Origin of the sequence: Acinetobacter bereziniae LMG 1003 = CIP 70.12 (assembly GCF_000368925.1) — a bacterium.
Taxonomy (GTDB): Bacteria; Pseudomonadota; Gammaproteobacteria; order Pseudomonadales; family Moraxellaceae; genus Acinetobacter; species Acinetobacter bereziniae.
The window spans coordinates 1,604,174-1,622,771 of the sequence record NZ_KB849755.1 but is presented as its reverse complement, the minus strand read 5'-3'; the positions used below and the strand labels follow the sequence as shown (position 1 = coordinate 1,622,771).

Below are 18,598 nucleotides of genomic sequence, written 5' to 3'. Positions count from 1 at the left end.
GCTCATGGCAGGAAATATCGAAAAATCTGCGCTTGATAAAATCAGTACGCAGGAACTGCAACATCTGATTACGGTGTCTACAGGGTTTATTGATGCTTATATTATTAATTGTTATGGCAAAGACCCGATGTTGTTGCCACAGAATGTGGTGCTGTCTGCGCAGAACAGTCCAATTCACGTGCCTGTAGTGGAATGGCATGAAAAGAAATTACCCACCTTTAGTGTCAGTGATCCCAGAAAGGCTTTGGGAGTCGCCTTGATTATTGAAGGTGAAGAGGCGGATGATCGTTTTGCTTTAATGTGCAATGAAATGCCGAACTCTATTCGTTTACGTATTTCTGAGGTGGTGGATGTTGAAGACGCTGTTGAAGACAAAACCATTTTTCAATATGTCAAAATAGGTAATGTTCGTTACCATGTTCCAGACTTAGATCAAATTCAGCTAGAGGTTGGGTTAAGAAAAGCTGAGTGACTTACTGAAATGTTGCATGCTAAAAGTTAACGCTATTTCATTTAAAACCGAGCGATATGTGTTGCTCGGTTTTCTCTTTTTATACATTTATTTTTCAACAGATTTGACTATATTAACCTGAGTTCGATGTAATTAAATCTTCAACTCATTGAAAAGTAATAAATCTCTATGGGGTTTTGCTGCTTTTTTATCCAATTTTGGGATGAGGAGCGGAGCTCCGTAAGCGCAACCAACAATAGCGTTTCATTTCTCTTGATCAATAAAATGAAAGCGAACAATAGATTGTTTGATGATCTAAAGCTTGCACTGCCACGCTTTACTTCTAAATTTTAAATTGTTTTGCGTAGGCGATGCCTCACTTTTCAGAGATGAAAAGTGACAAAAATCTTTCGTTGAGCGAGGGGTACATCCTCATACCCCCGCTCAACATGGCGACATCCATGTCGCCTCACGATAGCAAGACCATCTATGATTCAAAAGTACAAAATAAATGAATCATCCAAATCACTTGTATGAATAATCAGGCGGTTTGGCTATATCATCTTTCATCAAGGATTTTTATAGAACTCAGGTTATATTAGCGCAAGTCAAATTTAAATCTGGACAATAACAAGTCAATATATACAGGTTTTACGATCCATTGACCTGATTTGTGAATTTTAAGAGGTTTTTTCATCGTTACTCTAATTTTTTCGTTTAAAAAAGGGATGCTAATCACACTAAACTGTGTTAATTCTTTGATCTTTCTTTAATTCGACAAAATAAGCTCTAACTTAATCAACTATTTCAAAATTAGCTTGATAATTTTAAGAAAAATAACTTGACCTTCAATAGGATAGTGATATTTTAAGAAATATTAGAGTTCTTAAAAAGTGAACCTTTTTGCCATTATACGTCGTAAAACATTGGGGTTTCTTATAACAATAATAGGTTGACTACTGGAAGAAAAAATTTATGAGTTATATGAGTTATGATAGTAGCCTCGTAATAGGTTCTGCGTGCATTGCAGTGATTATCTGTTACATTGCTATTTCATTAGAACAACTCATTTTTACACCTCATGCGGCGCGTATTCAAAAAGTAATTATCTGTTTAAGTGGTATGGCACTTGGATTTGCCATTTGGGCGATGCATTTTGTCGGAATGTTGGCTTGCCATTTACCAGAAAATCACACTTTTGATCTAACACTCACTGTAATCTCTTATATTATTGCAACATTGGCTTCAATATTTGCAGTTTGGTTAACAACACAGGACACATTACCTCTTCCGCGTTTAATTTTAGGCGCTTTACTGATGGGATTGGGGATTGCCGGCATGCATTATGTCGGCATGATGGGGTTGGAAATTCCAAACCAGCAAATTTATTATCATCCAATTTTAGTCATACTCTCTGTGACGATTGCAATCAGTGGTTCGGGATTATCGTTTTGGCTGGCATTTAAGTATAAAAATACCTTTAGTCATAAGTTGTTGTATAAAGCCGCCGTATCCATCATGATTGCACTGAGCATTGTAGGGATGCACTATACAGGTATGGCGGCGGCAACGTTTTCGTCAACGCATGTCAATCATTTTGAAAATCAGTTGAACGAAGGGCAAGGTGTTTTGTTGTTCACTATTATTTTTGTGGCAAGTTTGATTCTTGTTTCTGCCTTTTGTGTGGCAATTTTAGAACGAAGATTAGAAGAACGCAGTTTACAATTAATACAAGCCAATAAAGAGCTTGAAGGATTGGCACTTCAAGATAATCTCACGAAGTTACCTAATCGTCTTTTTTTAGTTGAATATACGGATGCATTATTTCTAGATTATAAGGAAACAGCAACAAAAATAGCCTTTGTTTATATTGATCTTGATCGTTTTAAGTCTGTGAATGATGCCTTTGGTCATCATATTGGTGATGAACTGCTGGTGAAGTTCGCTCAACGTTTATATCCATTATTGACTGAAGGACAAAAGCTGATTCGTATTGGTGGTGATGAATTTATCCTGATTCTTGAAGATTCAAGCCGTATTCAAGCCGAGCATATTGCTGAATTATTCTTACAAAAAATCCAGGATAGTTTTCAAATTTCGGGTAAAGAAATCAATATTTCAGCAAGCATAGGCATCGTCTTTTTTCCAGATCACGGGCAAAATTTACAAGATTTATTGATTAATGCAGATTCCGCAATGATCCAATCCAAAGAACAGGGGCGAAATACCTATAGTGTGTATAGCTGCTCTTTGGACCAGCAGCATCACAATCGAAGTCAATCTAAATTGATTAATGATTTATACAAAGCAGTTGAAGAACAACAATTTATCCTATTTTATCAACCAAAGTTTACTGCTGATTATCGTATTTGTGGTGTTGAAGCACTGATTCGTTGGAAACATCCAAGTTTGGGATTATTAGCACCCAGTATGTTTATTGGCGGCGCTGAACAGACAGGCTTGATTATTCGTATGGGCTATTGGGCTTTAGAACAAGCCTGTATGCAGATTCAACAGTGGGAACAAAAGAATTATGCCTTTTGTCCTGTTGCCGTTAATTTATCCGCGGTGCAATTTGAACATAAGCATCTGATTGGAAATTTAGAAAAGTTAATTCAGAAATATCATGTCAAGCATGGAAATTTAATTATCGAAATTACTGAATCAACAGCGATGCATCATATCGATGATAGTATTCAAACTTTTGAAAAACTTAGAAATTTAGGAATTAAACTGGCGATTGATGACTTTGGAACAGGGCATTCCAGTTTTTTATATTTAAAAGATTTACCTGTAGATGAATTAAAAATAGATCGTGAATTTATTCGAAATCTGTGTGAAGGTTCAAAAGAACAAATTATTTTAGAAAGTATTATTCATCTGGCAATCCGTTTAGGCTTGGTCGTCACCGCAGAAGGTGTCGAAACTGAACAACAAGCGCAAATTCTTAAACGTCTAGGTTGTCAACAATTACAAGGCTATCTTTTAGGAATGCCATTGCCTGTCGATCGTTTAGAAGCCAATTATCACTCTCCATAAATAGCCAACAGTGGTTGTTTCTGCGTTATTCACATCACCATTTTATTTCGCAAAAAATCAAATTAAATATTTAAATTGATAAAGTTAAGTATTTTTGATCAAAAAATAACAAATGTAATGTGTTGAAAAAAATAACTTTTTATATATCTATGCAAAAAACTCAGCAATCATCTTGAGTAAAAATCATTTTTCTTAATAGTAACTCAACGTCTACAATCTGCTTAGTTTATGTGATGACTGTCTCATAATTTTATTAAAACAAGATATATCTCAATTTGTTTAGATAAAATAAATGAAATTTTAATCAAAGCTAGATGATTGAAGTTAAAAGAATATGTATCAGTAATCACAATAAACCTTAAACATAATTTGTTTTCTCTTTTGAAAGGGTTATTTCATGAAAAAATTAGGTCTTCTTGCTGCTGCTTGTGTTATGTCATCTGCATCTTTTGCAGCACCAGTAAACGGTGGAACAGTTCATTTTGTGGGTGAATTAGTAAATGCTGCATGTGCAGTAAGTACAGATACAGCGGATCAAACTGTAGATTTGGGTCAACACCGTACTGCGCGTTTAGCTGTAGCTGGTGACAAATCAGGTCCAGTTCCATTCAACATTCAATTGGTTGACTGTGATGCTTCACTTGTAACTAACGGTGTTTCTTTTGCATTCAATGGTCAAACTGTAAGCACAAACAATAAATTATTGGCTGTAAACGGTGGTGGCGGTAACGCACCTGCTGCAACAAATGTTGGTATCGAAATCACAGATTATGCATCTAAAATTTTGGCTGTAGATGGTTCTGATTTCTCTACAGAAAAAGCAATTATTGATGGTACAAACACTTTCCCATTTACAGCACGTTATGTAGCGACTGGTGCATCTACACCAGGTAAAGCAAATGCTGATGCAACTTTTGTTGTGAACTATAACTAAGGATTCATTCAAATCTTGATTTGAATAAATCACACTGAATGGGCTGATTTCATATGAACAAATATTTAACTGTACTGGTTGGGATGTTTTTATTTCAAAGTGCTTTTGCAGACAGTTATGTATTTGGTGGAAGAGCCCATTTTAGTGGTTCCTTAGTGAATCCAAGCTGTTTATTTGCCCAGAAAAGCAACTTCAAGTTTGGTGAAAATCGTGAAACTGAGTCTCATTTAGAATTGAATGTTTCAAATTGCTCTTCAACGGTTTATTACAACCTCGCCATTGCTTTGAAAGATGCCAACAATAGTCATCTTATCTCTGACTCATTGGCGTTGCCTGAACAAACATTTTATTTGATGCCTGGCATGAATTTGCATCATTCAAATGTATATCAACGATCAACATTGTCTCAGGTCGCTCACGAAGTCACAAATATGACTCAAGAGCCTGAACTAACAAATATTGATGAAACAGTTGTATTGCCTTTATCGAAGCTCAATGGTCAGTCGACTGAAAATAGTAAAAATATTTTGATTTCTGTTTTTTATCCATAAGTTGTTTTGGAATATTGATATGAATTTAAGCATGTTTAAAAACGGTGTATTGGGTGTGGCTTTATCATGCCTAGCTTCCTTTTCATATGCTGAAGGTAAGGCGATTGGTGGGGTATCTTTAGGTGCAACACGTGTGATTTATCCGATGGAAGCCAAGCAAGTTTCTCTATCTGTGATCAACCACAGTAAAAAAGATCGCTATCTGATTAACTCATGGGTTGAAAATAAAAAAGAAGAAAAAGTTAAAAACTTTTTGGTGACGCCACCTTTATTTGTGGCAGAGCCAGCAACAGAAAATACTTTGAGAATTGTGAACTTAGTAAAAGATCTGCCACAAGATCGTGAGTCAGTTTTTTGGTTAAATGTAAAATCAATTCCATCTGTAGACAAAGAAGTTCTTGCGGAAAAGAACATTTTACAGCTTGCTGTACTGTCACGAATCAAGCTGTTTGTTCGTCCAGAAAAATTAAAGATTGCGCCTGAAGACGCAATAACAAAAGTCAAATTTGTAAAAACTGCGGAAGGTGTAGAGGTGGATAACCAATCTCCTTATCACATCTCATTTGTCAATTTGGTGCTGAATGAGACCAAGTTAGATAGCGTGATGGCTGCACCATTTGAAAAAACAAAAATTTCAAAAACCTCAGGGAACAAGCTGAGTTATCAAACTGTGAATGACTATGGTGGTGTGACACCAAAAGTAGAAATAAACCTAAATTAATAATATGTGTTGTATAGGTACTTGAGTGATGATGCCGAATAAACCGATGTATGCAAAAATGAAAGTATTGCCAATGTGTATTGCATCGGCGATGGCGGTCAGTGCTGCATGCGTAGAAAACGCGCATGCAGAGCAAGTATTTAATACTGCCTTTTTAACTGATGGTTTGTCGAATGCGCAAATTGCAGACTTGACCAAATTACAAAGTTCACCACAACAATTACCAGGCGTTTATCGGGTTGAGATTTATGCCAATGATGAATATGTGGTTACTCGTGATATTCAGTTTGTGGAAAAACAAAATACTGCAGATGCAACAGGGTTAATGCCTTGTTTAGACCTTAAACTATTAGAAAGTTTTGGGGTAAATATGGCGGCTTATCCTGAGCTATTGGCATCGTCAAATCCACAATGTTTAGACATCAGTCAATTGATCAATGGTGCAAATAGTCGCTTTCAGTTTAGTAAGCAAAAACTCTATATTGATTTACCACAAATCTCGTTAAAAAATCAGGTGCGCGGATATATTCCACCAGAACAATGGGATGAAGGCATTAATGCGATGTTTTTAAATTACCGGATGTCAGGATATAACAACTCTGGTTCAGTTACTGCAGGAAATGGTCTATATATCAGTGTAGACAGTGGCATGAATTTAGGTTCATGGCAATTACGTCATTCTGGCAGTTTTAATTACAGTTCTAATAATAACTTGAGTACGCATGAGTGGACCAATCTCAATACTTATGTGCAAAAAACACTGATTCCAATCAAAAGCCAACTTAGAATTGGTGATGGTGCGAGCGAAGGCAGTATTTTTGATAGCTTCAGTTATCGTGGTGCCGAGTTATCTACTGCCGATGCCATGTATCCTGATAGCCAACAGGGTTATGCACCGAATGTGCGTGGGGTTGCTAAAACCAATGCCAAAGTTGTGATTCGACAAAATAATAATATTGTTTACCAAATCAATGTCGCTCCTGGTCCTTTCTTAATTCAGGACTTGAACCCTGCTTTTGGTAGTGGTGACTTACAGGTATCCATTGAAGAAAGTGATGGTTCAATCCAAAGTTACCTTGTGCCGTATTCAAGTTTACCGATTTTACAACGCGAAGGGCGTACACGTTATAGTGTTTTAGCGGGTGAATTCCGCAATGGTTCTCGTAACAACAGAGAAAATGAAAATGTTGTGCAAGCGACTGTTGTACATGGATTACCAAAAGGGCTTTCGATTTATGGCGGGACTCAACTGTCCTCGAATTATCAAAGCACTTTACTCGGCTTTGGCAGTAACATGGGGCAGTTTGGCGCTTTTTCTTTCGATTTAACGCATGCAAACAGTGAGTTGGTCGATGGTTCCAAGCACCGTGGTCAATCGATGCGTTTCCTCTACTCTAAATCTTTACTGCGCTCAGGAACAAGTTTTCAGCTTTTGGGTTATCGCTATTCAACGCGTGGCTTCTATACACTCAATGATGTCTTTTACGGGCAAATGAGTGAAAACTATAGTGAGGCTGAAACTCAGGACGGCAATTTGGCAAATGTAGGTATCATTGCCAATGGCTATGATCTGAACCATGCTAAAAAAGGTCGTTTGCAAGCCAACATTTCGCACTCAATGGGGCGTTATGGTTCACTTTACTTTGCAGCAAACCAGCAAAGTTATTGGGGAACTGCCAAAAAAGATGAATGGATACAGGCTGGCTACAATGGTGCATGGAATGGCATAAGCTATTCGCTCGGTGTCAGCCGCAACATGTTTTCACAACTGGACAAAGTAAATACACTTTATACCGCTAATGCATCTTTTCCGCTCGGTCGTCTGCGTTCTAAAGCGAATTTCCGTGATAACCCTTGGGCGAATACCTATGCAACAGTATCGACCACACAAAATTCAGATGGCAATAATTCTTATCAGACTGGAATTAGCGGCACTTTATTGAAAGACCGCAATTTGAGTTATAGCATTCGCCAAGGTTATGTCACTGAACAAGGTTCAGCAGGCGCCATTAATGTGGGCTATAACGGAACTTATGGCAATGTAGGTGCAGGTTATAGCTATGATGGAAACAATAATCGCTTTAGCTATAGTGCAAGTGGTGGCATGTTGCTGCATAAAGATGGATTGACCTTTGGTCAGATTCTTGGTGATACCAGTATTTTAGTCAAAGCTCCTGGTGCTAAAGGGGTCAAAGTTGAAAACTATAATGGGGTTAAAACCGATTGGCGTGGTTATGCAATCTTGCCGTATGCCTCTGAATATCGTTTAAATCGTGTGGCATTGGATTCAAACAGTTTTGATTCAAATTTAGAAATCAACAGCAATGTCAATAATGTTGTGCCAATTCGTGGTGCGATTAGCCGCGCAACATTTGATACCAGTATTGGTGTACGTGCTTTGATCGATCTCAAATATCAAGGGCAACCGATCCCTTATGCCAGTAATGTGACGGTCACTGCGAGTAAAACTGTAGGTATGGCGGCAGAGTCAGGGCAAGTTTATATGACTGGCTTACCGCTTAAAGGTGTGCTTGAAGTAACTTGGGGCGACGCAAACGAACAAAAATGTGTTGCAGATTATGATATTAGCACTGCTGACTTAAGCCTTGCAGTACAACAGTTTGATGTTGAATGTAAGTAACCGGAGAATATTGATGAAAAACCAATTACTTGCTTCAACTCTATTAATTCTGACTGCGATGGATGTTTCAGCAGGCTGGTGGCGTGAAGAACACAACAAAAATTTATATGCGGACTTTGGTACCTATACGTTTACCGATCCTGCCGATAATACGGCAGGAAAGACCTTTGATTCAGTCCTGACAGTCAGTGTAAATGGTGATCCTTGGACGACCCATTGTGATAACGGTACGACGCTCACTGGCGCTTCTATTCCTATTTATATGACTGCCTACTACACAGGACCTCGAGTCATCATTGGCGGAAAAAGCTATATGCAAGTGAATGACTACTTACAAGCCTCTGTTCGATATACCTATAATGGAACCAATATTAACGTACCCGCTCAAAATGGGCGCTTTGGTTTTCCATCTGAACGCTGTGGAACTTCTACACACACTGGAAATACACAATATACAGTGACCATGAGGATTTCTAAACCTTTTGTTGGATTTACGGATATTGACATTCCATTGGCTGACTTCTATGTCGGTGATAATGCTGCTCCGTATGGTTCTGCACTCATTAATGGTGCAAAACAAACCTTACATCTAAGAGGACGAGTGATTGTTCCTCAAAACTGTATTATTAATGATGATGTTGAATCAATTGTTGATTTTGGAAATATCCCAACTTATAACTTTAAAAGTGCGGGTATAGGCAACAAAATTAACGGTATTCCGAAAGCCAATATGCCGTTGTCAATAAAATGTAATAGTTTTATTAGCGATAATGCACCACTAACGCTACGGGTCCAAACAGACAAAGTTGGTGGACCTGCCAATGACATCATTGTGTCCAATAATCCTGATATTGGTTTTAAAATGTCAGACCAAAATGACAATGTACTGATTCCTAATAATATCAACAGTAAAATTCATTTCAACAATACCAATCCTGCCAATATCGTGGTGAAAGCATGGCCTGTTAGTGTCACTGGAAACCAGCCTACACCAGGTCCTTTTCAGGCGCGTGGCTATTTCAGAATAGATTTTGACTAGGGGTTGATGATGAATATATTAAAGCAAAATCTTTATCGTACGGCTTGTTTGCTTATGGTGAGTATGGGTCTGTACAGTTATGCACACGCTGATTTGGGAACCTATAACTTTACTTTAAAAGGCAATGCGACAAATTCAACCTGTGGTGTTGAGGAGAGTCAGGCGCATAAAATAGTCGATATGGGATTAAATTCTACACGTCAATTAAAAACACCCGGAGATAAAGGTCCACGTGTCGCGATTCCATTTAATTTGGTTCAATGCCCTGCGGGAGCAGAAGTCAGGTTTACGTTTATGGGTGAACAGAACCCTGTGAATAATCAACTTTTGGCTTTAAGTAATCCTAATGCAACATCAACTGCACAGCACGTTGCGATCGAGTTAACAGATTCTAATCGTAATCGCGTTCCAATTACTAAAACAAATAGATTTCCAAATGATGTTTCTAGTAAAAGTCGTCCTTTTTTAGTGGATGCGAATGGCAATGCCTCAGTAGTATTTTATGCCAATTATATTGCAACGGATGCGCCTGCAACGCCAGGTTTTGCCAATGCCTATGCTGAATTTTGGATAGACTATCAATAAAAAAAGCACAGTAAAATATTTGATTCTTCAATGTTTTTTAGGGGGCAATAAACAGTATAGCCATCAAATGTTTTACTTACTCAGATAACTGATTTGGATCAACATGCTCATTCAAAATAAGTTGATCTTTTGCTATAAACATTTACACCTAGATTGACGATCTTGCTGATCGTCTATGAGAGAAAGTTTTGATCGATAACTAAATTCTAAAAGTTATTAGATTAGATGTTATTGTAATTTTGATGAGTTTAAGATTTAGCATAACTACGCTTAAAAAATAAATAAAATCATAATGTTGAAACTTTTTAAAGGTAAGGCATCTCAGCGCTACTTGGTTCGTTTTGAATTGTCCGTTTTGATCATGCTAAACGAAAACCAATCTGATGACTGAAACCAGTACCTGCATAGTTACAATTTTTTATCATTTTATGTTTTATAAGTGAATGAATCCTAGATAAGTTTACAATTTTAAATAATGAGTCCGACAAAATTTATGAAGATCGGGCATTACACTTTATTTAGTCATAAATTGATAAACTTTTTTGTGGAAAGTTCTTATGTTTTCAAACTATATCCATTCTTTTGCTTTATTTTTTTCCTTGCTCAATCCTTTTTTAATGAGCATCTATATGATTGGAATGATTCGACATACTGAAACGAAGGTGTTTAATAAAAGTTTAGCCCAAGGGGCATTGATTGCTTATGTGGTTTTTTTACTGTTCGCATGGGGTGGCGAAGCAATCTTTAGTTCTTATTTAAATGTTCGTTTTGAATCCTTTCAGATTTTTGGTGGACTGATTTTCTTGGTGATCGGTTATCGTTTTGTTTTCCAAGGTGCGGATACGATTGGAGAGATGAGAGGAACGCCAGCACATTTGGCAAGTACGATGGCGATGCCTTTCATGATTGGTCCAGGTACAATTAGTGCGGCTGTGGTCACTGGTGTCAGTATGTCTTTAGTCGAATCAGCACTCTTGATTGCATTCACTTTATTTATCAGCTGTGGCATTTTAATGATTATGAAATTTGGTCATGATCATCTGCGCTATAGTCATGCCAAATATATTGATCGTTATTTTGATATTGTTGGGCGTTTATCCGCACTTTTAATAGGCACTATCGCAATTGATATGATTGCCAATGGAATCATTGGATTGATGAATAAATATTAGTTAAAAAATCTTCTATTCAATCTATTTTAAACACGGATCAGATTCTCTTGATGAAAAGAGGCTAAAGCAGTTTTAACCGCTGATTGGTTTTTGAGTATGCTGTGCAAGGTTGACTGTTTTTCAAATATCCTCCACATTCTTATTTTAATCTTGATACGACTTTTTAACGGCTATGTACCGATAAATTAAGCCTGATTAACAAGCGTTAAAATAGCAATGAAATCTGATACAATATTGCCAATTTTTGATTTCTCATTTTTCAGTTCAGGTACATATTTCTCAATGTGTACGTAACTGTGCACCTATTGTAGATTTTTTATGTTTAAAGAACAGTTGGCTACAGAAGTAGCAGCGCGTAGGACTTTCGCGATTATTTCCCACCCAAATATTTGATATCTATTCAAGCTCATTCAACCTATTTCAAATATAATAATAAAATCATCGTAAGTGCTGTAAAAGTATAAAAATATTGCTATTCTTTATCTGACATATCTTTCAACCCCGTTCAATAGATTTCAAGTCTAGTCAGTATGTTTGTGTACATATGTGTGTACATATTTTCTAGAATTAGCTACTTGAAAAAAATATGTACACAGGTGGAGTAAAATGCCTTTAACAGATACTTGGCTTAAGAAGAATCTAGATCGTGAACGTTCAGCTATACATACAGAGCCTGATCAAGATGGATTGAGCGTTCGTGTATCGCAAAAAGGAAAGCTCACTTTTCAGATGCGTTTTCGATATAACGATAAGCAAGCTCGTTTAGACTTGGGAACCTATCCAAATATGAGCCTTAAAGAAGCTCGTATTGAATTGCAGAAAATGAAAGCAATTTTAGAAAAGGGACATGACCCACGTATTCATAAAAAGATAGAGCTTCACAAGATCACAGAGGCTATAACTTTTGAAGCGTTATTTCGTGAGTGGCATGCGAAATATAGTATTCCTAATAAAAAGAATGCAGATCAATATTTGAGATCATTTGAACTTTATGTTTTCCCAAAGTTAGGTAGCATACCTGCTGAGCAAATCACATTACATATGTGGTTAGATTTACTAGAAGAGCAATTTAAACAGTCACCATCGATAACTGATCGCATTCTTACGAATACAAAGCAGTGTTTGGATTGGGGGATCAATCGAAAATTAATTGAGCAAAACCCCATAAGACATATCACTGGAAAACGTGACTTGAATATTAAGAAAAATAAAACTGTTCGAGTATTACAAGATGATGAGTTATCTTTAATTTTTAAAATTTGTGATGAGTCTAGAACATCATTAAGGAATGTTTTATTTCTCAAGTTATGTTTGTTTTATGGTAATCGATATAGTGAGTTGAGGCTTGCACGGAAATCAGATTTTGATTTTAGTAAAAATACATGGACAGTACCGTATGAAAATCATAAGACAGGAGAAAGTAAAGGGGACATTGTTCGACCTATTATTGATGAGATCAAACCGTGGCTTCAGTCGGCAATTGATTTGAGTAATTCTGAATACATTTTCCCACATGAAAATGGCAAAGAGCCAATGGGGCGTAGTGGGCCAACAGATACCCCTTATAACTTCATGCAATTTGCAAGGAAGAATTATAAAATTGAAATGGATCATTGGTCTATGCATGATTTACGGCGTACAGCTAGGACAAATTTCAGTGCGTTTACGAGTAGGGATGTTGCGGAACTGATGGTTGGACATGTGATGCCAGGAGAACAGGGGACATATGACTATTATGATTATCAAAAAGAGATGTCTAAAGCTTATAAAAAATGGTGGAAAAAGTTAAGTAATCTGTCTAGCTAGACAGATTACTCATTTGGTTGTTATTGAAATATTTGAGTAGCCATTCATTAAACATTTCTTCATCCCAAAGACTAGAAGAGCCAGCACATTTTTTAATAGGTTGTGGCATCGGTTGTTCGAACATTTTTTGATTAGGTTGTTGGTAACGCCATAATGTTGAAGGAGAGCAATTTTTAAGTTTGTGGCGAATTTCTTTAGATGTTAAGTAGCCCATACCTTTGATCCTTTTGTAGTCATAACAATTAGATGAAAGAACTAGTTTCTAGCTTTAAATACAGGTCAGAGAGCAACGCGTATTTTTAAGTGATTAGTTCTGTTTGTTGATGAGGTCACTATAAAATTTAGAAAAGATTTAAAGTAGAGCAGTACGTGCATCTAAAAAAAATAGTAGTATTATGCTATCTAATTATCTGTAATTTAATAACTTGTGAATAATAAAAAATTATCAAACGTAGAGCTGCTTGAGCAGGATATATGGTTAAACTTTTGCTACTACTATCAGTGTGAGTTGGATGATGAATCAACTGCAACGGAGAATCAATCATGCATAGATAAAAAAGAAAAAATCATAAAAAGAATGCAGCAGAATGATTTTTCAGTAAATGAGGAAAGAATTTCTTTTGCTGAAATGATGGGGGCTGATTTGAATATTCCCTTCAAACCATCTCAGCTCGCTGAGCTTTTAATACAACTTAATACATTAAGGGTTGAAGTAAATAACTTGCCTGCCAAAATTTTTCAAAGGCAATATTCAGATATTTTAATTGCTTCTGTGCAAATGCTTGGTGGATTGGAGTTTATTCAGAACCCTACACTTGCGAAAAGTGCAAAGGCTATCATTGCAGTCAAAGCTCGTTACGACAAGCATTTATACCCAAGACGTGAAATTATATATCGTATTTTACGGGAACAAGTGGCACGTCATGGTAAATGGAAGACTTTAAATCAAGCAGTTAACTCTGTGCTTGTTGATCTGGACAAAGCTTTTGAGGAATACGATATTCAGTGGATTAAGTCTGAACTCGTGCTTAAGCAAGAAATGCTTGATAAACTAGGGTGGCATAAGCAGTCAGCGAAGCAAGCCATTGTCGAGCTAGAGGGTATAACTAGAAAAATAACTACTGCTTCAGCAGCTAAAAAAATAGAAAAATTACAGATGGAGCTAAAAAAATTGAATCAGGTACTCAAGGCAAAATACCCGTCTAAAGAGATGGAAAAATTTGGGTATAAAATGCCTTACAGTGGTGGATACATTGCTGAAACCATCATCCATGAGTTAAGGAATCAACCTGAAATATTGAAGGAAATTTTATTGAATACAGGTTGAGTGCAATTATGTATTTTATATACTAATTCTTAAGGATTAAAAAATGGTATTCAGTCCATCTATTTAGAGTTTGTGCCACAATTTTTGTAAATGAATTTTGGTGAAACATATTCTGATTCATAATAGAAATAGTGGTATTTGAAAAGGATTTCTCCGAAGATTGCTTTCCATGTTTTTTCATTTGTACCCTCGACATCTTGAATATCCATCGGATAATCAACTTCATGGGCAGTTAATATAATATTTGTATGCGGTGAAACGATGAGATAACTGCCATTTCTTAGTGGGATGAACTCTTTCATCGAGAGTGGTTTGCATTCACGTTCAGTAGCACTATATACAGTAAGTACATAGTTATTTGATAAATCACGTTGAACACGGAAAAATAAATCTAAAATTTCAGTTTGATAATTATCATAAAATTTATCAATCATTTGTGAAATCTGTTTTGTAAGCCCTTGCTCAATAAATGATTTATCGCGGAACTCACATTTATTCATATCGAATACATATGTAAAAATATTAAGGTTAAATCGTTGCTGGGTTTTGAAAAGCTTTTTCATCACTCGAGCATTTTCTTTTTTTGACTCATTAATAAGCTCTAAGCGTTGAAGTCGATCCTCCATTGCTATCCGAGTCGTTGAGTCTTTTTTTAGTTCTTTTTCAAAAGAATCTACAATAGGTAAGATGTCTTGTATATATTGCTCATTAGGTAAAAATAAAGGATTGATTGGTCTACCTAATTTAGGTCCTAAATCTGAATAAGCTTTATGTAATGCTTTTACACTTTGACTAAGTTTGTAAAATTTATGCTTGAGAAACACTTGGCTTATGCCAGGAAAATTTTGTAAAAGTTCATATACTTCGTAGGTTTGTGGAGATTTACAGACATAATGCTTACCATGTTTAGTCGTTTTTTGTTTGAATGCACTATAACTTGGGTTTGTGATTATTGCTGAAATTTTGTGCATAATAGAAAGGTTATATACATTTACGCAAAAATGTATTTGATCATGGGATGTCATCAAACTTAATTGGTTTATTGGTGTATTCATGAAAACCCTGTTGTTTAAGCTGATAGTATTACGCCCTTGATGGAAGTAGATTCTAAAGTATTTTCAATTACTCTTCTGCAATAAATCTAGCTAAATCATTGTAAATTACTTGATTTATCTTGTTGCATACTTACGAGTACTGTAGCCAAATGTTCGTTGATTAGTTTGACCCTTTTCGATAATAAACTGCTCTGTCTTGGTGATGTGATCTATCATTAGGTGCAATGCGTCAATTTTTTCTTGGTCATCATGAGTGATAACGCCGATAGCAAGATTTTTACCAACAGGCTTGTCATGCTTGAAGTTTTGATAAACCCCTTTTTTTAAGGTTATGCTTTGCCATAATTCACCAAGTTTATCGGCAAAGTTATGATTTTCTGTAAACTCATTTGCATCCATAAAAAATAGGAAGTGATAGTGGTATCTCTTCAAGTCTGAGTATTCTAATTTCCAAACAAAACCAACAATCGGTGGGACTTTATCATTTGGTGCGTGAAGTTTTTTGATGAACGCCCGCAAGTAAATTTTTAGTAATTCAAGTGGGACTGTATGATCAGGATGGATGAAAAAATCCATTTTAATGACAAGTAATTTTCTGAATGTATTAAATAATTTTCGAACAAGTCGTTTGATCTTCTTATTCTGATTAATACTTTTTTCTTGGCGTAATTGGGATGCTTTTTGATAGCTTGTATCGCTTGCAATTGAACAGGAAATCTGATGGCAAAATTCATTTAAAATTTCAGCTTTTAAAATAAATTGGTTGGGTGCTAGGGCAATAGCATCATTATGACTTCGAATCCAAAAATCACTCTGACTAACTGTTAAATGATGAAGCGTTATATTTTCTTTCAGTACCTTGCGAAATAAGTCCACTTCAGGACTTGTGCAAGTTTTATCTTCAAGGTAATGAGGATCAATTCTTCTAAGTGACTCATGTATATTTTTATCAACAATAGTATAAGTATTTTGCTTTTTTTGATGCTGTAAGTAGATCGGTTTTGTTCCATTTTTTTCTAAATACAAAATGAGCAGAATGATTTCAAGTTGACGATATGCTTCATTTTCGTTAAATACTTTAAGCTCATAAGTTTCTTGAGAACCAACTCTTTTTGTTAAACTTTCATTTTGAATGTTAGGGGGGGGACTAAGGGGATTCATCATAGCTCAAAAATAATTATTGGCGTAACTTTAGCCTAAGTAAATTTCGATATATCTTTGGATACATCGATGGTTAGCATCATATGGTTCAATGATCTTACCGAGGTAATAGCTTAAGGTACTTAACAGGTATCTTATATTATTAATTATAAGTAATATATTAATAATATAAACAATATCTTATCTAGTTGAGTAAGTACTATGAGTTGCTTAGTTCAGTATAGCCCATACTCAAATGAGCTATAGATAACGTATCCATATCAAGTCACTAAAAACATGTAGAACTAACCCTATAGTATGTTCCAAAGCCTTTAAGCATTTAACTGAGCAGGATGACTACAACATCCTGCTAGAGAATCATGATCAGTAAAATTTTACATCTCTCTCTTAGATATGAACCTTATGTTTCGAGAGAGAATCCAAATGTACCAGAATATTCAATATGATCAGCTTTACCATGAAGCAGAAGTATTGGCAGCAGTAGACCATTTCATTCAAGAAGTTTGCTTAGGTAGTTATGATCTATATCATCAAAACCTGATGATAGACCTACAAAAATTAGTTCAGTCATTTAAGCCAATCTATAAAGCTAATTTATACTATTGTAATGCTGTGCTGATATTCATTGAGGTGGTGAAGACCGTTGATTACACACTGAGCCAAATGCCACAGGCAAATTATGAATCTATTAAAGATTTTGATGAAATGACTGTATGGCATATTTTGACTTATATCCAGTCATTATCAGGCTGTGTTCAACAGCAACTAATTGAACATCAACAACGTGAATTAAAGAATCAACAGAGCCTTTTTGAATATGCATCCACACTCATTCATCATTATGCGAGAACATTAGTTGTTCGAGTAGATCTATCTATCAAGAAAGAATATCAAGCCTTATACAACATTCAGGTATTTAACCAAGCCTTAGAGGTCTTGCTTCGGCGTATCGCAGATCAGGATACTTGCTTTAGTGGTTTACATGGTTATGCATGGGCTTTAGAGCATGGCATAAGCAAGGGCTACCATTGCCATCTCTTGCTTATGTACGATGGAAATATACATAAAGAAGGTTTTATGATGGGGCAGTGGGTCGGTGAGTGCTGGAAGCAGATTACTCATGGATATGGTTATATTTTTAACTGTAACCATCCTGACTATATGGCGATCTATGAAGAGATGGGGATTTTAGGCATTGGAATGATTCATCGTCATGATGAAAATAAACTTAATAATTTTCTGTATTACGTTGTCCCTTATTTGGTGAATGAAGAAAAAGAACAACAACATCCTCGAGTGAAGGATTCAGCCTACATGCGTAGTTTCGGTAAAGGTGTGATCGATTCGAAAAACCGTAGAGGTTTATAAATATTGAATTTTTAATAGAGAACACTGCTAATACTGTGTTCTCTATTTCATATTTACTAACATCAAAAAGACAAACTCACATTGCCTTGGTCGGTCCAGCGTGGTTCAATGAAAATTTATTGATCCATCGAACAAATGTGCTATTCAAACAGCTACAAAGTTTTGAAACTCATATGTTGAATAATGCTGATCGTATTATTGTTTTTAGTACTTTATTGATCTATCAACATGAAGCCTATATGCGTGCTTATCATCTGAACCAATGGATCTTACATAAGTTGCAAAAAGGTAATGAAATGGAAAAAGTTCAAGCTGGTTGGGTGGCTATTGGTGAATCAAGTAATTTTATAGCAGTTGATCTACAGTCAAAAATTAATGAGATTAATCGTCAATTAGATATTTATAGAGAACTTGCTAAACCCGGTTCAGCACAGCCTAATCTTTCTCATCAGCTTAAACCTGCTTGAGTGTTGGAATAATATCAATAGTTGTATTTGAAAAAATTGGAGAGATCATTTACTAATTGAAAAGTAAATTTTAATTCATTCCAAATAATTTCACATACATAACATCCTAATGAGAATCATGAAGCTCTTTTGAGATCACATGAAAATATGAAAACAGAGCCTGCCATTGAGCAGGCTTTTTTGTGCCCAAAATTTAAGGAGTCGAGCCATGAGCTTGAGCTGTCCCTTTTGTCATTCAACGAATGTGATATTGGTTGAAGCAAGTACACAACAATCAAATA

General features: G+C 35.9%; 16 protein-coding genes. 13 read left to right on the top strand and 3 right to left on the bottom strand.

The window, feature by feature from the left end; all coding sequences use genetic code 11:
* Positions 1-4 precede the first annotated feature (4 nt).
* The 10 genes from F938_RS09395 to F938_RS09350 all read left to right on the top strand — a co-directional run bounded on the left by F938_RS09395 (position 5) and on the right by F938_RS09350 (position 12,939).
* Positions 5-472, top strand: a complete 468-nt coding sequence (locus F938_RS09395; RefSeq protein WP_004827624.1) for a hypothetical protein — start codon at positions 5-7, stop codon at positions 470-472.
* Between the two features lie 954 nt (positions 473-1,426).
* Positions 1,427-3,490 (top strand): bifunctional diguanylate cyclase/phosphodiesterase, encoded by a 2,064-nt coding sequence (locus F938_RS09390; RefSeq protein WP_005031084.1) that lies wholly within the window; start codon positions 1,427-1,429, stop codon positions 3,488-3,490.
* 397 nt (positions 3,491-3,887) lie between these two features.
* On the top strand, positions 3,888-4,424 hold the full coding sequence (gene fimA / locus F938_RS09385; RefSeq protein ID WP_005031083.1) for a type 1 fimbrial major subunit FimA: 537 nt from the start codon (positions 3,888-3,890) through the stop codon (positions 4,422-4,424).
* A gap of 53 nt (positions 4,425-4,477) precedes the next feature.
* Positions 4,478-4,975 carry a hypothetical protein gene (locus F938_RS09380; protein WP_005031082.1) on the top strand — a complete coding sequence of 166 codons (498 nt, stop codon included), beginning with the start codon at positions 4,478-4,480 and terminating at the stop codon, positions 4,973-4,975.
* A gap of 19 nt (positions 4,976-4,994) precedes the next feature.
* Positions 4,995-5,696 (top strand): fimbria/pilus periplasmic chaperone, encoded by a 702-nt coding sequence (locus tag F938_RS09375; RefSeq protein WP_005031081.1) that lies wholly within the window; start codon positions 4,995-4,997, stop codon positions 5,694-5,696.
* A 28-nt stretch (positions 5,697-5,724) separates the two neighbouring features.
* Entirely contained in the window at positions 5,725-8,337 is a 2,613-nt protein-coding gene (locus F938_RS09370; RefSeq protein WP_005031079.1) for an outer membrane usher protein, read from the top strand.
* A 13-nt stretch (positions 8,338-8,350) separates the two neighbouring features.
* Complete coding sequence (locus tag F938_RS09365) at positions 8,351-9,376, top strand: fimbrial protein (protein WP_005031078.1); 1,026 nt, start codon at positions 8,351-8,353, stop codon at positions 9,374-9,376.
* A gap of 9 nt (positions 9,377-9,385) precedes the next feature.
* On the top strand, positions 9,386-9,961 hold the full coding sequence (locus F938_RS09360) for a fimbrial protein (protein ID WP_005031077.1): 576 nt from the start codon (positions 9,386-9,388) through the stop codon (positions 9,959-9,961).
* A 557-nt stretch (positions 9,962-10,518) separates the two neighbouring features.
* On the top strand, positions 10,519-11,133 hold the full coding sequence (locus tag F938_RS09355; protein ID WP_005031076.1) for a MarC family protein: 615 nt from the start codon (positions 10,519-10,521) through the stop codon (positions 11,131-11,133).
* A gap of 606 nt (positions 11,134-11,739) precedes the next feature.
* The gene (locus F938_RS09350; RefSeq protein WP_001131490.1) at positions 11,740-12,939 is read left to right on the top strand and encodes a tyrosine-type recombinase/integrase; all 1,200 of its coding nucleotides are present in this window, start codon (positions 11,740-11,742) and stop codon (positions 12,937-12,939) included.
* On the opposite strand, the gene F938_RS09345 is transcribed toward F938_RS09350, so the two are convergent.
* Positions 12,932-13,153 carry a hypothetical protein gene (locus F938_RS09345; protein ID WP_000541019.1) on the bottom strand — a complete coding sequence of 74 codons (222 nt, stop codon included), beginning with the start codon at positions 13,151-13,153 and terminating at the stop codon, positions 12,932-12,934. The two genes, F938_RS09350 and F938_RS09345, sit on opposite strands and share 8 nt — an antisense overlap.
* 213 nt (positions 13,154-13,366) lie before the next feature.
* Here F938_RS09345 and F938_RS09340 point away from each other — a divergent pair, with 213 nt between their 5' ends.
* Positions 13,367-14,266 carry a hypothetical protein gene (locus F938_RS09340; RefSeq protein ID WP_001060378.1) on the top strand — a complete coding sequence of 300 codons (900 nt, stop codon included), beginning with the start codon at positions 13,367-13,369 and terminating at the stop codon, positions 14,264-14,266.
* Positions 14,267-14,325: 59 nt separating this feature from the next.
* On the opposite strand, the gene F938_RS09335 is transcribed toward F938_RS09340, so the two are convergent.
* Positions 14,326-15,237, bottom strand: coding sequence for a hypothetical protein (locus F938_RS09335; protein WP_000549012.1), 912 nt, complete (start codon positions 15,235-15,237; stop codon positions 14,326-14,328).
* 198 nt (positions 15,238-15,435) lie between these two features.
* Positions 15,436-16,482: a YagK/YfjJ domain-containing protein gene (locus F938_RS09330; protein ID WP_005031073.1), complete on the bottom strand. Its 1,047-nt coding sequence runs from the start codon at positions 16,480-16,482 to the stop codon at positions 15,436-15,438.
* A 423-nt stretch (positions 16,483-16,905) separates the two neighbouring features.
* On the opposite strand from F938_RS09330, the gene F938_RS09325 reads away from it, so the two are divergent.
* Positions 16,906-17,850, top strand: a complete 945-nt coding sequence (locus tag F938_RS09325) for a YagK/YfjJ domain-containing protein (RefSeq protein ID WP_000284554.1) — start codon at positions 16,906-16,908, stop codon at positions 17,848-17,850.
* A 173-nt stretch (positions 17,851-18,023) separates the two neighbouring features.
* Entirely contained in the window at positions 18,024-18,317 is a 294-nt protein-coding gene (locus F938_RS09320) for a hypothetical protein (RefSeq protein WP_225872422.1), read from the top strand.
* The last annotated feature ends 281 nt before the right edge of the window (positions 18,318-18,598 follow it).